Source organism: Pseudomonas sp. ACM7 (assembly GCF_004136015.1).
Taxonomy (GTDB): Bacteria; Pseudomonadota; Gammaproteobacteria; order Pseudomonadales; family Pseudomonadaceae; genus Aquipseudomonas; species Aquipseudomonas frigoris.
Genome location: NZ_CP024866.1, coordinates 5466919 through 5484401 on the forward strand (window position 1 = coordinate 5466919; position 17483 = coordinate 5484401).

The 17483-nt window shown below is 58.5% G+C and carries 17 protein-coding genes, 1 tRNA gene and 1 pseudogene; 7 read left to right on the plus strand and 12 right to left on the minus strand.

Translation table 11 applies throughout. From position 1 onward, the window contains the following. Positions 1 to 54 precede the first annotated feature (54 nt). The 4 genes from CUN63_RS26060 to CUN63_RS32400 all read right to left on the minus strand — a co-directional run bounded on the left by CUN63_RS26060 (position 55) and on the right by CUN63_RS32400 (position 3164). Positions 55 to 336: a peptidylprolyl isomerase gene (locus tag CUN63_RS26060; RefSeq protein WP_129443708.1), complete on the minus strand. Its 282-nt coding sequence runs from the start codon at positions 334 to 336 to the stop codon at positions 55 to 57. Between the two features lie 106 nt (positions 337 to 442). Then, on the minus strand, positions 443 to 1324 hold the full coding sequence (locus tag CUN63_RS26065) for a triacylglycerol lipase (protein ID WP_129443710.1): 882 nt from the start codon (positions 1322 to 1324) through the stop codon (positions 443 to 445). Positions 1325 to 1612: 288 nt separating this feature from the next. After that, positions 1613 to 2701 carry a 3-deoxy-7-phosphoheptulonate synthase gene (locus CUN63_RS26070; RefSeq protein WP_129443712.1) on the minus strand — a complete coding sequence of 363 codons (1089 nt, stop codon included), beginning with the start codon at positions 2699 to 2701 and terminating at the stop codon, positions 1613 to 1615. A 334-nt stretch (positions 2702 to 3035) separates the two neighbouring features. Beyond that, positions 3036 to 3164 carry a hypothetical protein gene (locus CUN63_RS32400; RefSeq protein ID WP_256657593.1) on the minus strand — a complete coding sequence of 43 codons (129 nt, stop codon included), beginning with the start codon at positions 3162 to 3164 and terminating at the stop codon, positions 3036 to 3038. 160 nt (positions 3165 to 3324) lie between these two features. Between CUN63_RS32400 and CUN63_RS26075 the strand changes: the two genes are divergently transcribed. The 7 genes and pseudogenes from CUN63_RS26075 to CUN63_RS32805 form a co-directional block, all read left to right on the plus strand. Beyond that, positions 3325 to 4083, plus strand: a complete 759-nt coding sequence (locus tag CUN63_RS26075) for a carbon-nitrogen hydrolase family protein (protein ID WP_129443714.1) — start codon at positions 3325 to 3327, stop codon at positions 4081 to 4083. Next, positions 4083 to 4526 (plus strand): N-acetyltransferase, encoded by a 444-nt coding sequence (locus CUN63_RS26080; protein WP_129443716.1) that lies wholly within the window; start codon positions 4083 to 4085, stop codon positions 4524 to 4526. Before CUN63_RS26075 ends, CUN63_RS26080 begins: the two co-directional genes overlap by 1 nt. A gap of 126 nt (positions 4527 to 4652) precedes the next feature. Next, complete coding sequence (gene uvrY, locus CUN63_RS26085; RefSeq protein ID WP_008015884.1) at positions 4653 to 5294, plus strand: UvrY/SirA/GacA family response regulator transcription factor; 642 nt, start codon at positions 4653 to 4655, stop codon at positions 5292 to 5294. 2 nt (positions 5295 to 5296) lie between these two features. Continuing rightward, positions 5297 to 7120 carry an excinuclease ABC subunit UvrC gene (gene uvrC / locus CUN63_RS26090; protein WP_129443717.1) on the plus strand — a complete coding sequence of 608 codons (1824 nt, stop codon included), beginning with the start codon at positions 5297 to 5299 and terminating at the stop codon, positions 7118 to 7120. Positions 7121 to 7153: 33 nt separating this feature from the next. Further along, positions 7154 to 7714 carry a CDP-diacylglycerol--glycerol-3-phosphate 3-phosphatidyltransferase gene (gene pgsA / locus CUN63_RS26095; protein WP_008150904.1) on the plus strand — a complete coding sequence of 187 codons (561 nt, stop codon included), beginning with the start codon at positions 7154 to 7156 and terminating at the stop codon, positions 7712 to 7714. A 62-nt stretch (positions 7715 to 7776) separates the two neighbouring features. Beyond that, a tRNA-Gly gene (locus CUN63_RS26100) sits at positions 7777 to 7852 on the plus strand. 221 nt (positions 7853 to 8073) lie between these two features. Continuing rightward, positions 8074 to 8583: pseudogene (locus tag CUN63_RS32805) on the plus strand (tyrosine-type recombinase/integrase); the annotation flags it as partial. A 114-nt stretch (positions 8584 to 8697) separates the two neighbouring features. Here the strand turns inward: CUN63_RS32805 and CUN63_RS26110 are convergent. From CUN63_RS26110 to CUN63_RS26145, 8 genes are all read right to left on the minus strand, one after another. Continuing rightward, positions 8698 to 9054 carry a type II toxin-antitoxin system RelE/ParE family toxin gene (locus CUN63_RS26110; RefSeq protein ID WP_129443719.1) on the minus strand — a complete coding sequence of 119 codons (357 nt, stop codon included), beginning with the start codon at positions 9052 to 9054 and terminating at the stop codon, positions 8698 to 8700. A 2-nt stretch (positions 9055 to 9056) separates the two neighbouring features. Next, the gene (locus tag CUN63_RS26115; protein WP_129443720.1) at positions 9057 to 9347 is read right to left on the minus strand and encodes a type II toxin-antitoxin system ParD family antitoxin; all 291 of its coding nucleotides are present in this window, start codon (positions 9345 to 9347) and stop codon (positions 9057 to 9059) included. Positions 9348 to 9634: 287 nt separating this feature from the next. Beyond that, positions 9635 to 10804: an IS4 family transposase gene (locus CUN63_RS26120; protein WP_129443721.1), complete on the minus strand. Its 1170-nt coding sequence runs from the start codon at positions 10802 to 10804 to the stop codon at positions 9635 to 9637. A gap of 293 nt (positions 10805 to 11097) precedes the next feature. Further along, entirely contained in the window at positions 11098 to 12129 is a 1032-nt protein-coding gene (locus CUN63_RS26125; RefSeq protein ID WP_129443722.1) for an IS110 family transposase, read from the minus strand. Positions 12130 to 12407: 278 nt separating this feature from the next. Further along, positions 12408 to 13259 carry a hypothetical protein gene (locus CUN63_RS26130; protein ID WP_178082674.1) on the minus strand — a complete coding sequence of 284 codons (852 nt, stop codon included), beginning with the start codon at positions 13257 to 13259 and terminating at the stop codon, positions 12408 to 12410. An 84-nt stretch (positions 13260 to 13343) separates the two neighbouring features. After that, complete coding sequence (locus CUN63_RS26135) at positions 13344 to 14510, minus strand: XdhC family protein (protein WP_129443723.1); 1167 nt, start codon at positions 14508 to 14510, stop codon at positions 13344 to 13346. 134 nt (positions 14511 to 14644) lie between these two features. Next, positions 14645 to 16033 carry an amidohydrolase family protein gene (locus CUN63_RS26140; RefSeq protein WP_129443724.1) on the minus strand — a complete coding sequence of 463 codons (1389 nt, stop codon included), beginning with the start codon at positions 16031 to 16033 and terminating at the stop codon, positions 14645 to 14647. A 12-nt stretch (positions 16034 to 16045) separates the two neighbouring features. After that, positions 16046 to 17401: a nucleobase:cation symporter-2 family protein gene (locus CUN63_RS26145; RefSeq protein ID WP_129443725.1), complete on the minus strand. Its 1356-nt coding sequence runs from the start codon at positions 17399 to 17401 to the stop codon at positions 16046 to 16048. Positions 17402 to 17483: the final 82 nt, after the last annotated feature.

Here is a 17483-nt window from a genome sequence, read left to right on the forward strand (position 1 = left end):
AAACACAACGGCCCACCAAAAGGCGGGCCGCTGTGCAGAAAACTTAAAGGTTGATCAGTCCTGACGGCTGGTCACTTCCAGCAGGTGGTAACCGAACTGGGTCTTGACCGGGCCTTGCACCACGTTGATCGGTGCGCTGAAGACCACGGCGTCGAATTCCTTGACCATCTGGCCTGGACCGAACGAACCCAGATCACCGCCCTGGCGGCTGGAAGGGCAAGTGGAGTTGGTTTTGGCGACTTCGGCGAAATCAGCGCCGCCTTCGATTTGGGCTTTCAATTCGTTGCACTTGGCTTCGCTGGCAACGAGGATGTGACGGGCAGTGGCTTTGGCCATGGAAAAATACTCCTTTCAATGTTCAGTAAAGTGCGGAGCCTACCGGATTCAGTGGTCTATTTCTCCTCAAAGTTCCCTCCAGTTCGCACAGATCGCTGGCATTCCTTTATAGACCGGCATTTCTCAGACGCTCCGCATGCTGCACATACAGGGCAATCGGGTCGATGCCCTTGCGCAACGGACCGGCGGCCTGGCTGAGGCTGTCCAGATGATCCAACGGATAGTCGGACCGGATGACTTTGCCCAAATGGGAGCTGTAGCGGCCAACCAGGCCGTCGTTCTGCTCGGGTTCGGTGGTGAAGTATCGGGAAAAGGCGCGGAGGAACCCGTGCAGCGGACTCAGTGCATCAAGCCCTTTGTCGAGAATGTCGCCCTGCAGGGTGCCGCTCCAGGAGTAATAACGTACGCCGCCGACCAGTTCGCGACCCTTGCCGCCCCAGGTTTTCGGCAATCCCTGGGGGTACTTGTCGTTGAACGCGCCTACGCCTTCGGTGGTCAGGGCATTCAGAGCGGCGATGGCGTTCTGCGGCAGGTGACGGTGGCCGCTGAGCAACGATAGAAAGTCTGCAAACAACGTTGCAACTGTCGAGGCGACGTGTTCCGGCAGGCGCCCGGGCGTCAGCGCCTTGCGCAAGAAGTCGGCCAGTTCCGAGCCGTGATTCGGTCCGCTGACGGAGGTCACCGAAGCGATTGCCTCCGGCGCTGTCGCCGCCGCATACCGTGCAGCGAGTGCGCCTTGGCTGTGGCCGATCAGGTTGACTTTGTTTGCACCGGTTCCTTCCAGTACCCGCTCGATCTGCGCCAGAAGTTGGTCGCCGCGGACTTCATTGCTATGGGTAGCCGACAAGTGCGGGATAAACACTCTTGCGCCTGCACTCCTGAGGGCCTGCTTGACGTCATGGAAGAGTTCGACCTTGCCGATGCGATCGAAGCCGAAGAGCCCGTGGACCAACAGGATCGGATACTGAGTAGTTGCATTCCGTAGCATGTTCTTTCCTTTTTCGCAGTCGTTCAGAGGTGTGTTGATGGGCTCACTCTAAAGCACACCCGCTGTTCGGCGTTGTATGAAAAAGCCGCTGTAACCTGATGAAAACGGAATAGAAAATGTACGAAAGTTCGAAAGTACATGAGGTCTTGGTCGGAATATTTGGACATCTTTTTATCTGTAACAGAGCGTTTTACTGCGATGGCCTACTCCGCGAACACCCTTTGCCTGTTAATCGTGTCTCGATTCCGACGTCCAGTCCTCGATGGGAGGACTGGAAGAGGGTATGGCTCACGCCGATTGTTGATCGCTGCTCTGCGCTCTGAGCCGGTCGGCTGCCTGGCGCAACAATGATTCCGTCCCGCTCCAGCCAAGGCAGCCGTCCGTGACTGACACGCCGTAACGCATGGACGGGCTCAGCGGTTGGCAGCCTTCAAACAGATGACTCTCGATCATCATGCCGATCAGTGATCGATCACCTTGCAGGCGCTGTTCAAGCACATCGTTAAACACCGCTGGCTGACGCAACGGGTCTTTGCCGCTGTTGGCATGGCTGCAGTCGACCATGATCCGGGCCGGGATCTTCAGTTTGGTCAAATCGCTGTTCACCCGGGCGACGCTGTCGCGGTCGTAGTTCGGCCCGCGGTGTCCGCCACGCAGCACCAGGTGGGTGTCGGGATTGCCCGGTGTTTGAATGATTGCCGGATGACCCTGGCTGTCGACACCGAAATGGCGATGCGGATGGGCGGCGGAGCGCATGGCATCGCTGGCCACACCGACACCACCATCGGTGCCGTTCTTGAAGCCGACCGGCATGCTCAGGCCGCTGGCCATTTCCCGGTGGATCTGCGATTCGGTGGTGCGAGCGCCAATAGCGACCCAGCTCAGCAGATCGTCGAAGTAGCCGGCAGCCATCGGTTGCAGCAGTTCGGTTGCAATCGGCAGTCCAAGGCGGAGCATTTCGCGCATCAACTCGCGGGACAGCGTCAAGCCGCCGGCCATGTCATCGCTGCCATCCAGATGGGGATCGTAGGCCAGGCCTTTCCAGCCGATGGTGGTGCGGGGTTTTTCGACGTAGGCGCGCATCACCAGCAGCATTTCATCACTGACCTCGGCGGCGAGGCGGGCGAGGTTGCCGGCGTATTCGAGGGCGGACTGAGGATCGTGAATCGAGCAGGGGCCGACGATGACCAGCAGACGGGAGTCTTCACCGTTGAGGATCGCGCGAACCGCTTGGCGGTGGGCGGCGACTTGCTGGCTCAGGACGTTGCTGAGTGGCAGTTGCTGTTTGAGTTGCAATGAGCTGGGCAGACGCTGGGTCAGCGCTTCATTGGCAGGGCTCAAGGTGGACAGCGGCAGTGCAGAGACGGACGAGTTCATATTCGGGCTTCCTGGGCTGGCGGCGGGTTCGTTCCCGCGCACTCGGCCCTACTGGGGTGTTCGACAATTGGCCGGATTGGCTGCGTGTGTGCTTGCCACCTGTGGGTGACCGATCGGAGGCGGCAGGCTGTCCCGAGCGGAGGCTGCTAAATCGCCAGGCGGTAAAACTGTCGTAACGGTAGTAAGTGGCGTAGTTCATTTTTGAATCCTCTGGTTGTCTGGTGTGTCGCTAAAAATGTGCGGGGCTGAAAAAACAAAACCCCCGGTCGGGAAGCCGACCGGGGGTTGATAATTCTCTGGTGGCGACCCGTTTAAAGTGGGCGCCGTGTGGGTATCAGGCGCGCCAGTGGCTAAACCAATACCCAAAATAAAAGCTGATCGGAGCACAAACGTCATTCACCCGGGCAGCCGACACCGAGCGCAGGGCGCTGACGGTACGAAGCTGTGAGAGGGCGTTGAACATGGTTTATCTCCGATGAATGTGCCGAGCTTACTCGAGGCCGGTACACGGATTCAATCAGAAAATGCTATCGATCACCGACGGCATTTTCTATCGCTTGAGTGCGTCACCGGTTGTGACACACTTTGTGTTCCGCTTACGTACAACGTTACAAGGACGAACCATGACGCCACTGATCATCGCCGCTGCTCAATCGACCTCCATCGCCGGTGACCTTGCCGCAAACATGGTGCGGCATCAGCGCTTCATGCAAGTTGCCGCGGAGCACGGCGTGCAATTGCTGGTGTTTCCGGAGTTATCGCTGACCGGGTACGAGCGTGGACTTGCGGCTGAGCTGGCCATTGCGCCTCACGCCGAGGTTCTGCAACCGCTACGGGATTTCGCGCGGGAAGTCGGTGTGACGACTGTCGTCGGGATGCCGATTCGGCTGTCGGAAGATTCGCCAGTATTGATTGGGGCGCTGGTGTTGGGCGCTGATGGATCGCTCGGGATCTATAGCAAGCAACATCTGCATCCAGGCGAGGAAGTGGCATTTGCACCGGGAACCGGCGGTTCGACCCTGACCATAGGTGCCGATACGGTCGCGTTGGCGGTGTGTGCGGATTTCTCTCACGCCAGTCATGCCGCCGCGGCGGCCCAGCAGGGCGCGGATCTCTATGCGGCAGGCGTGCTGATCACGGAAAACGGCTACGCCCCGGATACCGCGTTGTTGCAAGGCTACGCCAGCGCTCATTCGATGGCGGTGCTGATGGCCAACCATGGCGGTGCAACGGGTGGCTGGGAATCGGCTGGACGCAGCGCAATCTGGGCGTCGGACGGCTCGCTGATTGCGGCCGCACCCGGAACCGGTAACCTGATGGTCGTTGCTCGACGCAACGCTGACGGCTGGAAAGGGCAATTAGTGGAGGTTGCATTGGGGTGATGGTATTTGAATTACGTCCGGCGACATCCCGGGACCTCGACTTCGCTCGTGAACTGACCCGCAACAACATGCTCCGCTATTACATTCAGCACGATCTGCTGTGGCAGGACGAAGGGTTCGATGTTGGCTGGGCAGGGCGCGAGAACTGGTTGATTGTAAGTGGCAGTACCGTGTTGGGCTTTTTCAGTCTGAGTCGTGACGCCAAAGCCCTGTACATCCGCGAACTGCACGTCCTCGAAGCGTTTCGAGGGCGGGGCGCCGGTTCCTGGGCGATTGATCAGGTATTCGCCATGGCGTGCAAGGAACGGCGTCCGGCATTGCGTTTGACGGTTTTTGAAAACAATCCCGCGCAAGCGTTGTATGCGAGAAAGGGCCTGAAGGTGGTCGGCACGGACGAGTGTTTCCTGAGAATGCAGCGTGATATCGATGCCTCGCCTGGCTGAAACACGCTTACGACAAGCCTTTCAAGATGTATTGAAACTTTTTATATGACGCTTGCCGCTAGGTCTGCCAGTTGCTTTTTGCTAAGGTGTCGGCAACCCAATAAGACCATTTCGCGAGGTGTCTGCTTGATTAGGGTGCTAGTAGTCGATGATCATGATCTCGTTCGTACAGGCATTACACGAATGCTGGCTGACATCGATGGCCTGCAAGTAGTCGGCCAGGCTGAGTCAGGCGAAGAATCCCTGCTCAAGGCGCGTGAGTTGAAACCCGATGTGGTACTGATGGACGTCAAGATGCCCGGCATCGGCGGTCTTGAAGCCACACGCAAATTATTGCGCAGTCATCCGGATATCAAAGTCGTCGCGGTCACCGTGTGCGAAGAAGATCCGTTTCCGACTCGGTTGTTGCAGGCAGGGGCCGCAGGCTACCTGACCAAGGGTGCCGGATTGCCGGAAATGGTCCAGGCCATCCGCCTGGTGTTTGCCGGGCAGCGCTACATCAGCCCGCAAATTGCACAGCAACTGGCGATCAAATCCTTCCAGCCGACCAATGATTCGCCTTTCGATGCCTTGTCGGAGCGGGAAATCCAGATCGCGCTGATGATTGTCGGCTGTCAGAAGGTCCAGATCATTTCCGACAAACTGTGTCTGTCGCCAAAAACCGTGAACACTTACCGTTACCGCATTTTCGAAAAGCTTTCGATCAGCAGCGATGTCGAGTTGACGCTGTTGGCGGTTCGTCACGGCATGGTCGATGCCAGCCTCTGAAAATGACTGAAGTCTTCGATCCAAGCGCCTTTCTGTCGACGGTCAGTGGGCGTCCCGGTGTGTATCGCATGTTCGACAGCGAGGCACGCCTGCTCTACGTCGGCAAGGCCAAGAACCTCAAGAATCGTCTGTCGAGTTACTTCCGCAAATCCGGTCTTGCGCCCAAGACCGCGGCGCTGGTCGCGCGTATCGCTCAGGTCGAAACGACGATTACGGCTAATGAAACCGAAGCCTTGTTGCTTGAACAGACGCTGATCAAGGAGTGGCGTCCGCCCTACAACATCCTGCTGCGCGACGATAAATCCTACCCCTACGTCTTTCTCTCGGATGGCCAGTTTCCACGCTTGAGCATCCATCGCGGTGCAAAAAAGGCCAAGGGCAAATACTTCGGCCCTTATCCCAGCGCCGGCGCCATTCGCGAAAGCCTGAGCCTGCTGCAGAAGACGTTTTTCGTTCGTCAGTGCGAAGACAGTTATTACAAGAACCGCACCCGTCCTTGCCTGCAATACCAGATCAAACGCTGCAAGGCGCCCTGTGTCGGGCTGGTGGAGCCTGAGGTATACGCTGAAGACGTACGGCACTCGGTGATGTTCCTTGAGGGGCGCAGCAATGCGCTGACGGATGAGTTGTCCGCAGGAATGGAAGAGGCGGCGATCAACCTCGAGTTCGAACGTGCGGCCGAGTTGCGGGATCAGATTTCATTGCTGCGCCGGGTCCAGGACCAGCAAAGCATGGAGGGCGGGACGGGCGATGTCGACGTGATCGCGGCGTTTGTCAATCCGGGTGGTGCCTGCGTTCATTTGATCAGTGTGCGTGGCGGGCGGGTGCTGGGGAGCAAGAACTTCTTTCCGCAGGTGGGTATTGAAGAGGACGTTTCCGAAGTCATGGCGGCGTTTCTCGGCCAGTACTTCATCAGCAGTCCTGAGCGCGACTTGCCGAGCGAACTGATCGTCAACGTGGTTCACGAAGACTTCCCGACCCTGATCTCGGCCATCGATGAGCTGCGCGGTCGTGAATTGACCATTAGTCATCGGGTTCGTGGTACGCGAGCACGCTGGCAACAGTTGGCGGTCACCAATGCCGAGCAGGCACTGGGAGCGCGACTGGCCAATCGTCAACACGTTGCTGCACGCTTCGATGCGCTGGCAGAAGTGCTGAACCTGGACGAACCGCCACAGCGCCTGGAGTGTTACGACATCAGTCACTCCAGCGGCGAAGCAACCGTGGCATCCTGCGTGGTGTTCGGCCCCGAAGGTCCGATCAAGTCCGACTATCGTCGCTACAACATTGAAGGCGTCACTCCGGGTGATGACTACGCCGCGATGCACCAGGCCCTGACCCGACGCTTCAGCAAGCTGAAGGACGGGGAGGGCAAGCTACCGGACATTTTGCTGGTGGACGGTGGCAAGGGGCAGCTGTCCATGGCCCGCGACGTGCTCAATGAACTGGCCGTGCCTGATCTGATTCTGCTGGGCGTAGCCAAGGGCGCCACACGCAAGGCCGGTTTCGAAACCCTGTACCTGAACGATGCTGCCCACGAATTCACCTTGCGCGGCGATTCCCCCGCGCTGCATTTGATCCAGCAGATACGCGACGAAGCTCACCGTTTCGCGATTACCGGGCACCGCGCTCGTCGTGGGAAAACTCGCCGCACGTCTACCCTGGAGGGCGTTGCCGGTGTCGGACCGACCCGTCGCCGCGATTTGTTGAAACATTTTGGTGGATTGCAGGAGCTGTCTCGTGCCAGCATCGAAGAGATCGCCAAAGCACCCGGCATCAGTAAAAAGCTCGCAGAGTTGATTTATGCCAATCTGCACAGCGAGTAGAATGCCCCCCTCACCTCGTAGCCAGTTGTGCCGATGAATATCCCTAATCTGATTACCGTACTACGCGTCCTGCTCATTCCGATCTTCATTTTACTGTTCTACCTGCCGTATCAATGGAGCTACCTGGCGTCCGCCTCGGTCTTCGCATTTGCCGCCGCCACAGACTGGCTGGATGGGTATCTGGCTCGCCGACTGGAACAAAGCACACCGTTCGGGGCTTTCCTCGATCCCGTGGCTGACAAGCTGATGGTCGCTGTTGCGCTGGTATTGCTGGTGCAAGAACATGGCAACCTGTGGCTCACACTGCCGGCCGCCGTGATCATCGGTCGCGAGATTGTCGTCTCGGCACTTCGCGAATGGATGGCCGAACTCGGCGCCCGCGCTCACGTCGCGGTGTCGAACCTGGGTAAATGGAAGACCGCCGCGCAAATGCTGGCGCTAGTGATCCTGCTGGCCAATCCGTCGGATTTCACGTTCTGGGTGCTGCTGGGTTACGCCTTGCTGCTGATATCCGCGGGCCTGACGTTGTGGTCCATGGTCCAATATTTGCGGGCTGCCTGGCCGCATCTGAAGACCGACGTGGAAAAGAAATAAACTTTTTTGAATCAAGGGGTTGACGGGGCATCTGGATTCTATAGAATGCGCCTCACCAAGACGCGGGAATAGCTCAGTTGGTAGAGCACGACCTTGCCAAGGTCGGGGTCGCGAGTTCGAGTCTCGTTTCCCGCTCCAAGCATTAAAAAATGGATCTCTGAAAGAGGTCCATTTTTTTCGTCCAAAGAAAAGTCTTTCTTTGGCTTTTGCCGCGCCCCCTGAAAACACTCGGATCCAGCCCCAATGGGCGCATTTTCCAGTACATCAATCCGGTGCTCGGCAGATCGGTTTTTTCGTGGTGCCAGTCTCACCGCAAACCGTACAAATCTCCTCCATTCATACGAAACGGAGATTGTGCGATGGCTCTCACCAAGACCGCGGTCCGACACGCCAAACCCAGTGCCAAGGACTACACCCTCCCTGACTACGACGGTCTCGCCCTTTTCGTGAATACGAAAGGCACCAAGTGCTGGCACTTCCGCTTTCCCTGGGCGAATAAGCAACCCCGTATTTCTCTCGGGACCTACCCTGAAATTAGTCTACGAGAGGCTCGCGCTCTGCGTGATGTTGCCAGGGTTCTGATCGCCAGGGGTATCGATCTGCGGGCCCATCGACGACAGGAGCGCAATGCCTTACGCCTGGCAACGGAAAACACCTTCGAAGCGGTCTTTCAGCGTTGACGTGATTCAAGGCGTTGAGTCTGAGGATGCGCTGGAGGTGGTGTGCAAGATTGAACGTCGTGGTGCACTGACGGCGGCGGAGAAGTGTCGAACCTGGTTAAATCAACTTTCCGATACGCGATAGTTGAGGCGGGGCTCGAGACCAATCCGGCCGCCGGCCTCGATAGTGCGGCCGTGCCACAGCCTCCCGCTTCAATTTGCTGCCGAAGCGGCTGACAGCGCTGGCCGCTCAGGTTGAGATAAGGGGGATGTGCCTCACATTCGCTCTTCATGGCCTGTGAACCCTTTGGGCCAGGTCTGTGATTAGTCGTTGGGCAGGTGCAGCTGCACCTCCATGGCGTCATGAAGGAGTCTGATGATCTCGATCACTTCGTCGTTTGCCACACGATAGAACACGATATGGCGCGGACTTTTGACCGTTCCATGGGGTTGTTTTGCCTGCTGGCGTGAGTGGATGAGGTGATAGCTGCGAAGGCCCGGTGCAAGCTCATCACGGTCGTGGCTGCCAATGCGATAGGGCATGCCGGCGATATCTTGCAGCGCGGCGAGGATCAGCGCCTGGTAGCGCTGGCGTGCTCGATCGCCGAACTGAGTCTGAGAGAGTCTGAGGATGTCGACAATATCGGCGCGCGCCGCGTTGGAAATCCGATACTGCGGCATGCTCAGTGTTTCTCCCTCGCGGGGATGGTTGCCTCCAGGCTCAACCCCTCGAGGTAGTGCTCCAGATCCCCTTCGTTCAGCTGAGTAAAGCGCCCGTGCTCAAGGTCCATGATGCCGATCGATGTTGCCTGACGCAGTGCCTCAATTTTGGCCGCCTCTTCGGCGACGCGCTGCTCCAATAGACGCAAGCCTTCTCGCATCACTTCGCTGGCATTCTGATAACGACCGGACTGAACCAGATCATGGATAACCTGTTCCTGGTGAGGGGTAAGAACAACGTTTCGAGTCGCCATGGGTGGGCTCCAGCTCAGCGCAATCAGGTTTCGATCATTGGCATATTATGCCATGTTGCCCGCGAACATATAGATTTGGGTTTGTTTCTGACGAACTGGATCGTACGGGTTCATCCGCCGCGCCGAACAGCGCGTGCTGGCTCCGGAGTGTATTTGCAAATGCTCAAAAGGGTGTTGCAGGCGGGACGTCGGCGCCGTCTTGATCAGAGTGGGCCTTGGGCCCTCAGCTTGGCCAGGCCCTGTTTGATGAATCCGGCGTTCTCACACTAGTGTCCGGTAAACATGTTTCATAGTTGAAGGCTGCCTTGGGCAGCCTTCAACTTTTCTCGCTCCTGCCTTCGTCGCTCCCTCAATACTGGGGTTTCGGGCCGTTCAAACAGGACATGAACTATGCGAACCGTCAGCTCGAACAACGAGCCGGTAAATCCTGAGCGACGATGGAATATTTGCAGTAACAGATAGCTGATCAAGGCACTGTAAATCTGCAAACGCACCGCATTTTCGGAGTAGGCATAAAAGCGTTTGAGCTTCAGATGTTGTTTGATCCACTTGAAAAATAGCTCGATCTGCCAACGATCTTTGTACAAAGAGGCGATTTCTTCAGCTGTCCTCGTGAAGTCGTTGGTCACCAGAACTAACGGCGTCGCATGCCCCTCGCGCTCAACCACGACGCGTCTTACCGACTTTTCCCTGTAGTCGTTCAGGCGTTTGCCGGTCAAATGCTTTTTACCAAACTGGACGACTTCATCGGTCATGACCGAGCTTTGCTCAGTCACGGTCGAGTGCTCATGCAGCACTTTAATATTGGCGTTTTTCTTCAGGCGGGTGACGAAAAAAGCACCTTTGGTCTGCAACTCGTGCCACCAGTTGTAATCGCAGTAGCCCTTGTCGAAAACATACGTCATGCCGGCCTGGATCGGCATTTCCGGTGCATCGCTCAGGTCGTTGACGTTGGCAGGCGTAATGTTCACGTACACCGGGGCCAGTTGCGCCAGATCCAGCCCGACATGCACTTTGAGGCCTTGGGTGATGCGGGTTTTCGTCGCGGCTGTCCAGCCATCGAAGTGAGGTCCGCGCAAGGTGATCGACGTGGAGTCAATCAGGCTAACCATGGCCCCGATCTCCTTGCGCTGCTGGCGGCTGACGGCGCTCATCAGGTACCCGCAAAGGTCCTGTAATGGCCGGTAGTCACGTTTGTTCAAGGCATCGGACATTGTCGAGCGGGCAATAGGGTCGGCTTTAAGATGGTAGCTATGCGGGCCGAAATTTTCGGAGATGGTCGCCAAGGACCGCAGGCTTGAGGCTTGGGTCAAATGGCCGCGGATCAGTGTCACCAGCAATTGCCAGGTCGTGCAGCGTTTGACGTAGCGATCAGCTTGGTGTGTTTCGATGGATTGCTGGAAAAACTGGCGCGGGATCGCACTGAGTAGTTGGGTTAAACGGGTGCTGGAAAACATAAGTCAAAATCGAGTCTGAAAAGTCCGATTATGCCTCACAGCCGCCAACAGCAAGGGGGAGCAAGCTCCCCCCTCGTTTTTTACCGGACACTAGTGGGCGTTCTCACGGATCGTGTGAAGCGCGCCGCGGACATTGTCGCCAGTATCCGTCGCACCTTGGCTCTCAACCCTCAACGTCAACTCCATCAGGGCCGCCTCTAAGCAAGCTGGTTTTGGTATAAACGTTCGAGAACATCGGGTAGCGAGTATTCAGTGGGCATCGTTTCGAGGGGGGGGCTCCTGGGATGAATGGGTCAGGCCGCTGTCCGATCCGGTTGGTAATCAGTGCCGTTGCGCAGCATCGCCCAAGCCATGCGTGCGGTTTTATTGGCCAGTGCGATAGCGGCCACGTTGGGATGTGAGCGCTCGGCTAAACGGACAACCCACCGGCTGAGTCGATCGTCTTTGGACTTGGCCGTGCGCAGTACCGACCGCGCACCGTGGATCATCAGCGTTCGCAGATAAGCATCCCCACGTTTACTGATGCCAAGCAGTCGATCCTTGCCGCCAGAGCTGTGTTGCTTTGGCGTCAGCCTTAGCGAGGCGGCCAGTTGTCGGCCGTTAGCAAACTGACTGGTATCACCGATGGCAGCAACAAGCGCAGTGGCAATCATCGGGCCGACGCCACGCAGCTGTTGCAAACGGACGGCCGATGGCTCACTTGCAGCGATCGCAGATATCTCGCCATCGAGTTCGCTCACGCGCTCATCAAGTGCGCGCAGGTCATCCCACAAGCCATTCAGCAGACGACGAAAGCGTGCCGTCAAACTGTTATCTGCATCTTCTAGCCAGCACGGTATTGCGCGACGTAGCATCAGTAATTCCTTCGGCGCAACAAGATCGTACTCGGCGATCAGCCCACGAATCTGATTGGCTTTGGCCGTCCGCTGTTCGATTAAGCCGGCCCGAATGCGATGCGTCGCCTGAATATCCTGTTGTTCGATGGTTTTGATGGTGACGAAGCGCATGCTGCGACGGCTCATCGCCTCACAGATTGCCTCGGCATCGTTGGTGTCATTCCTGTTGCTCTGGACGTATGGCTTGACGAACTGCGGCGCGATCAGCCTCACCCGAAATCCACGTGCCTGTAGCTGCGGCGCCCAATAGTGCGCACCGCCACATCTTTCCATTCCGATCTCACAGCCGGGCTCGATCTTCTCCAGCACTGTTTGAAGCCAGCGATCACGAGGTAAACGCTGCTGCCAGACCGGCTGCTCATGACGATCCACGCCGTGAATCTGAAACACGTTCTTGGCCAAGCCGACCCCAAAGCGCATAAGCTTCATGTGTAGACTCCTACTCACGGTTGACTGCGGTTCGCACCTTCAGTCTGGCACTCAAGATGCCGAGGTGAGGAGGAGTTCCCACCGCTTATGGCCAGTAGCTGCCTGTCGCAGACCTCATTGAGGTTTAGCCGTATGAGTCCGGTCAGCACACCGCCCGGCTTCCGGCCCGAGGCTAAGTTGTAGGATCAACTCCCACGCATTAGTGCGGACATTATCCATGGAGTCGGTAAGCTCAATGCAACTGTCCGTGTAAGACGGTGTGCCTTCTGATTGGAGCATTACAGATGCCATTCCAGATTCAGAAACGGCGTATTGGCCTCGGTGCCAGGTGTGTTAGCTGAGTTGTTACCGAACTTGTTCTTCCAGTATTCGTAACCCACCCCGGCAAAGAAGGTATCTTTCTTGCCGAAAGTGAGCTCGCCCACGTCCACAAGTAATGTGGCGTGCACGAGCGTTTCGCTCACGGTGTCGTTACCGAAGCCGTCCTTGCCCTTGGGCGGCATGAAGTTGGCAAAGCCCTTGAACTTGAGCGGTACTGAGCCTAGCTGGAATGGAATCTCCCAGGCGGTTTCCAGGTAGTACGTGTCGTTGAAGCGAATATCGTGCTCCTGGGCGAACGGCAAGCCATTGTGGTTGCGCTCGGAGCGGTACATCAAACTGAAGTCCCGAAAACCTGTCACGTTGAAATTGATCGTCGGGCCGATGACGAGCATGCGTTTTGCCGGCGCGAAGGCAGTGTTTTTGGTGTTCCAGTCGACGCCACCCGAAAGTGACCAGTCCCGAATGGGTCCCCACTTGAAATCCTGGCCGGATATTTTATTCAGTGAAAGTTGATGGTGATATATCGCATACACCTCGGTAGCGCCGTCGCCGTCGGCTAGATCGTCTTTATCGGAAAACAACACCTGCACGTCGAGGAAGTTGCTGCTGTATTTGTATCCGTCAACGTGAGTGAACTCAACGATGTGCTTGGCGATCGGGCCATCGATGCCCGGCTCAGCGAAGTGGGTGCCATACCAGTAACTGATTGAGTTATCGCTCCAGTCGGCAGCTTGCAATGAAGTGGCCGTCGTCAATAACAGAGTACTGATGGCAAAGGTCTGCCGAACGAGAAACGTGCGGTTCTGCATCCTTCATTTTCTTGAGTAGTCGTCCACTTCAGCTTGAGGGACTTTTTTATAAGTGCCGAGAAACTGTCGCCGTTTGAAACCAGCTCAATCGACCGCTGCCGCTGCCTCCAACTTTTCACACACCAGCAAATCCACGTAATGAATCGGCTTGCTCCGATGCATGAGCATCCCGCCGTTACGCAGATTCAACGCCGCCGTCATTTCCGCCAGAATCGAGAGCGCGACGCTTTCGGGCGCATCGCCGCCAAGGTCCAGGCCCATTGGGTAGTGCAGCTGTAGCAATGCATTCGGGGCAGGATTATGTTGGCGAATGTCGGTCAACAAGCGCTCGGTCCGCTCGCGGGGGCCGAGTTGGCCGATGTAGGCCGGTGCGCTTTGCAGCAATTGGCCGAGCCAGTGTCGGTCCTGGCGGTAGCTGTGAGTCATGACGGCCACCGCGGCCCCCTCGATCAACGGTCCGAGGACGATGGAGGCGTCGAGGTTCGCGACGATGACCGCATCGGCCTGCGGAAAGCGTTCAGGGCGGGCAAAGTGGCTGCGGCTGTCGATCACGCTGACGTGCCAGCCCAGCAGTTTGCTCATGCGCACCAGTGGCTGGGCGTCGTGGCCGGCGCCGAAGATCACCAGGCGCGGGGGCGGAGCCACGTATTCGAAGAACACTTCGACTTCTCCACGGGCGTCGGTGTAGAGCCGCAGAGAGGATTTTTTCTCGGTGAGTGTTTTGCGCAGGTCTTTGCGGATGCTGCTGTCGAGTGCGGGATCGCGCAGCGCGGGGCTTGCGTGCGACAACACCCGATCGCCAACCCGCACTGACGTGTGGCGTGACGTGGCAATGATGGTCGCCATGGCCGCCGGTTGCAGGCTGTCACGCACCTGCCGCAACAGATCGATGGCCAATGACGGGGTTTTCGCGCGCAGGCGTTCGAGCATGACGAAAACCGTGCCGTTGCAGCCGAGGCCGAAGGTCAGGGCGCTTTGCTCGTCGTCTTCATCCTCGGTGGCTCCGGTGCTGTAGCGGCGCACCACCGGCTCGCCAGAATCGGTCAGCCACCAGGCTTTTTTTGCCAGGTCCTGTTCCAGGCATCCGCCGCTGACGGTGCCGATGGTTCGGCCGTGGAGGGGGATGAGCATGCGTGCGCCCGGACGGCGGTAGGCGGAACCTTCGACCTTGACCACGGTGGCGAGGATGGTTTCTTCGCCTTGCCGGGCGCTGGTTTCAATGGCTTGGAGGAGGTCGTTGAGGCCGGACATGGTGTGTTTCCCGAAGGTTGGTGTGTAACGTGTTGGAGCCGGCTTGCTGATGAGGGGCATTTGCACCTGGCACTGACCTTCAGGCCGTCATCGCTGGCAAACCAGCTCCAACATAGGGGGCGGGCGCGGTTAAATCAGTCGACGACATGCATCAACTGCTGCACCCCCTCCCACGCTTCAGCGCGCATGCGCTCCAGGTCCAGTCCCGGAATCACTCCGTCGTCAACCACCAGCCGCCCCCCGACCATGCTGTACCGCACGGCAATCGGCTCACCCGCGACCACCGGCGCCACCGCGATATCGTGGAAGCCAAAGAACCGTGGATGATCGAGGCCATAGATCACCAGATCCGCCGCCTGGCCTATTTCCAGCGTGCCGACCGAGCCCAGCCCCAACACCTGCGCGCCTCCGGCCGTACCCCAATGGATCACGTCCTCGGCCGTGGTGGCCGACGCACCTTGCTCCGCACGATGGATCAGCCACGCGGTATGCGCTTCACCGACCATACTCCCGGACTCGTTCGACGCCACGCCATCCACCCCAAGCGATATCGGCACCCCGGCCTCATACATTTGTGGTACCGGCGCGACGCCGCTGCCCAGCCGTGCGTTGCTCACCGGGCAATGAGAAATGCCGGTGCCGGTTTGCGCGAGCATGCGGATTTCCCCCGGCTGCAAATGCACCGCGTGGGCGAACCAGACGTCGGGGCCGAGCCATTCGTGTTCGGCGACGAATTCCACCGGGAGGCAGTTGTATTTCTCGCGACAAAAGTTGACGTAGTTCTGCGTCTCCGAAAGGTGTGTGTGCAAGCGCAATCCGAGGCCGCGAGCGGTGTGCGCAAGCTCGCGCAGCAAGGTGGGCGGCAGCGAGAACGTTGGCGTCGTCGGCGCCACCACCACTCGACGCATCGCATCCGGAGTGTCCTGGTGGTACAGCGATTTGAGCCGTTCGATGTCACCGACCATCTGCTCCAGCGTCTCCGGTTGCAGCGCCGTTTTCGAGAATCCCGGATGAGCGCTGGCGGACTCCAGTGCGCCGCCCCGGCACAGCACAAAACGCATCCCGAACGCGTCAGCCGTGTCGAACAGCAGGTCGCCGGTCTCGGTTGTGCCGTTGGCGTGATAGAGGTAATGGTGATCGGCGCAGGTTGTCACCCCCGACAACAGAAGTTCGGCCATGCCTAATTGCGCGGCGATCTGCGCCAGTTGTGGTGTAAAGCGGTTGAGGCGCGGGTAAGGCACGCTCGCCAGCCAGCCTTGCAAGTCTTGATTCAAACCTTCGGGCACGGCTTTGAGCAGGTTCTGGAACAGGTGATGGTGGGTGTTGATCCAGCCGGGATAGACCACCGAGTTTCGGGCGTCGATCACTCGCTCACCGGGTTGCGCAACCAAGCCCTCGGCCATTTCGGCAATGCGACCGTTGACGATGCGGATATCGACGCTACCGGCCCGTGCACGCGTGCCGCGCAGGCCGGTCATCACCGCCAGCGGATTCTTGATCAGGGTGTTTTGAAGTTGAGTCATGGGCTTCTCCAGTCAGAGGCTGTGGGACGCGGGCTTGGTGGCTGCGCTGTCGGGAACGCTGACGCCGTTGAGCGCCGCGTTGAGCAGCACCGACACCAGGCAGGCAATCACCACGCTGCTGTGCAGGAACGGCTGGGACCACTCAGGCATTTGCTTGAACAGGGCCGGCGCCAGCACCGGCACCAGGGCGGCGGCGATGGTGAACCCGACGATCAACACGTTGAAGCGGTTGCGCTCGTAATCGACTTTGGCCAGGGTCTGAATGCCCGCTGCGGCGACCACACCGAACATGGCAATTCCGGCACCCCCGAGGGCAGCGCTCGGCATCGACGCGATGATCGCCCCGGCCTTTGGCACCAGCGCCACGGAACACATCAACAAACCGCTGATCGCCACTACCCAGCGGCTGCGCACGCCAGTCAGAATCACCAGCCCGACGTTTTCCATGAAGGCAATGAACGGAAACGCTGCGAACATCCCGGCGATGGTGCTTGCCAGTCCGTTAGCCCGCAGGCCGTTGATCACCTGTTTTTCTTCCACCGGTTTGTCGACGATGTCGCCGATGGCCACGAACAGCCCCATGGACTCGACCATCTGCACAATCATCACCACCACCATGGTCGCGATCGGGATCAGGCTGAAGGTCGGCAGGCCGAAGTAGAACGGGTAGGGCACGGTAAGCCAGGGCGATTCCTGCACGCTGTGAAAACTGCCCATGCCCAGACCGTAAGCCAGTCCCGCACCCACCAGCATCCCGACCAGCACCGCCATGTTGCGCATCAGCGGGCTGCCATAGCGGTTGACCAGCAAAATGGTCGCGAGCACCACGGCGGCGACGGCCAAGTACGACGGCGCCCCGAAATCGCTGGCATTGCGGCCACCACCGACCCACTCATAGGCAATCGGGAACAGCTGTAAACCGATTACTGTGACAATGCAGCCGGTGACCACCGGCGGAAAAAACCGGCGCAATCGGCCCACGAACGGCGCGACGAGCATCGTAAAGATCCCCGCGCCGATCACCGCCCCGCAGACCCCGGCGAACCCCACCTCCGGGTTGGTGCCGATGGCGATGACCGGGCCGACGCTGCTGAACGCCACGCCTTGCAGAATTGGCAGGCGCACGCCGAATTTCCAGAAGCCGACAGTTTGCAACAGAGTGGCGATACCGGAGCAGAACAGCGTGGTGCTGATCAGCACCACGGTGTCGGCCTGGGACATTTTCAGGGCGCTGGCGACAATCAACGGCACGGCGATGGCGCCGATGTATGAGACGGCCATGTGTTGCAGGCCAAGGGTGAGCATTTGGCGGACCGGCAGAATCTGGTCGACCGGGTGGACCGTGGAAGGGGTAGTGGCTGACGACATGGAGAATCACCTCTTGCTGTTTTTATGCTGTAGAGAGGGGCATTCGTTCTGATGCCAGGCCGCGACGGATTGAACACTGCGG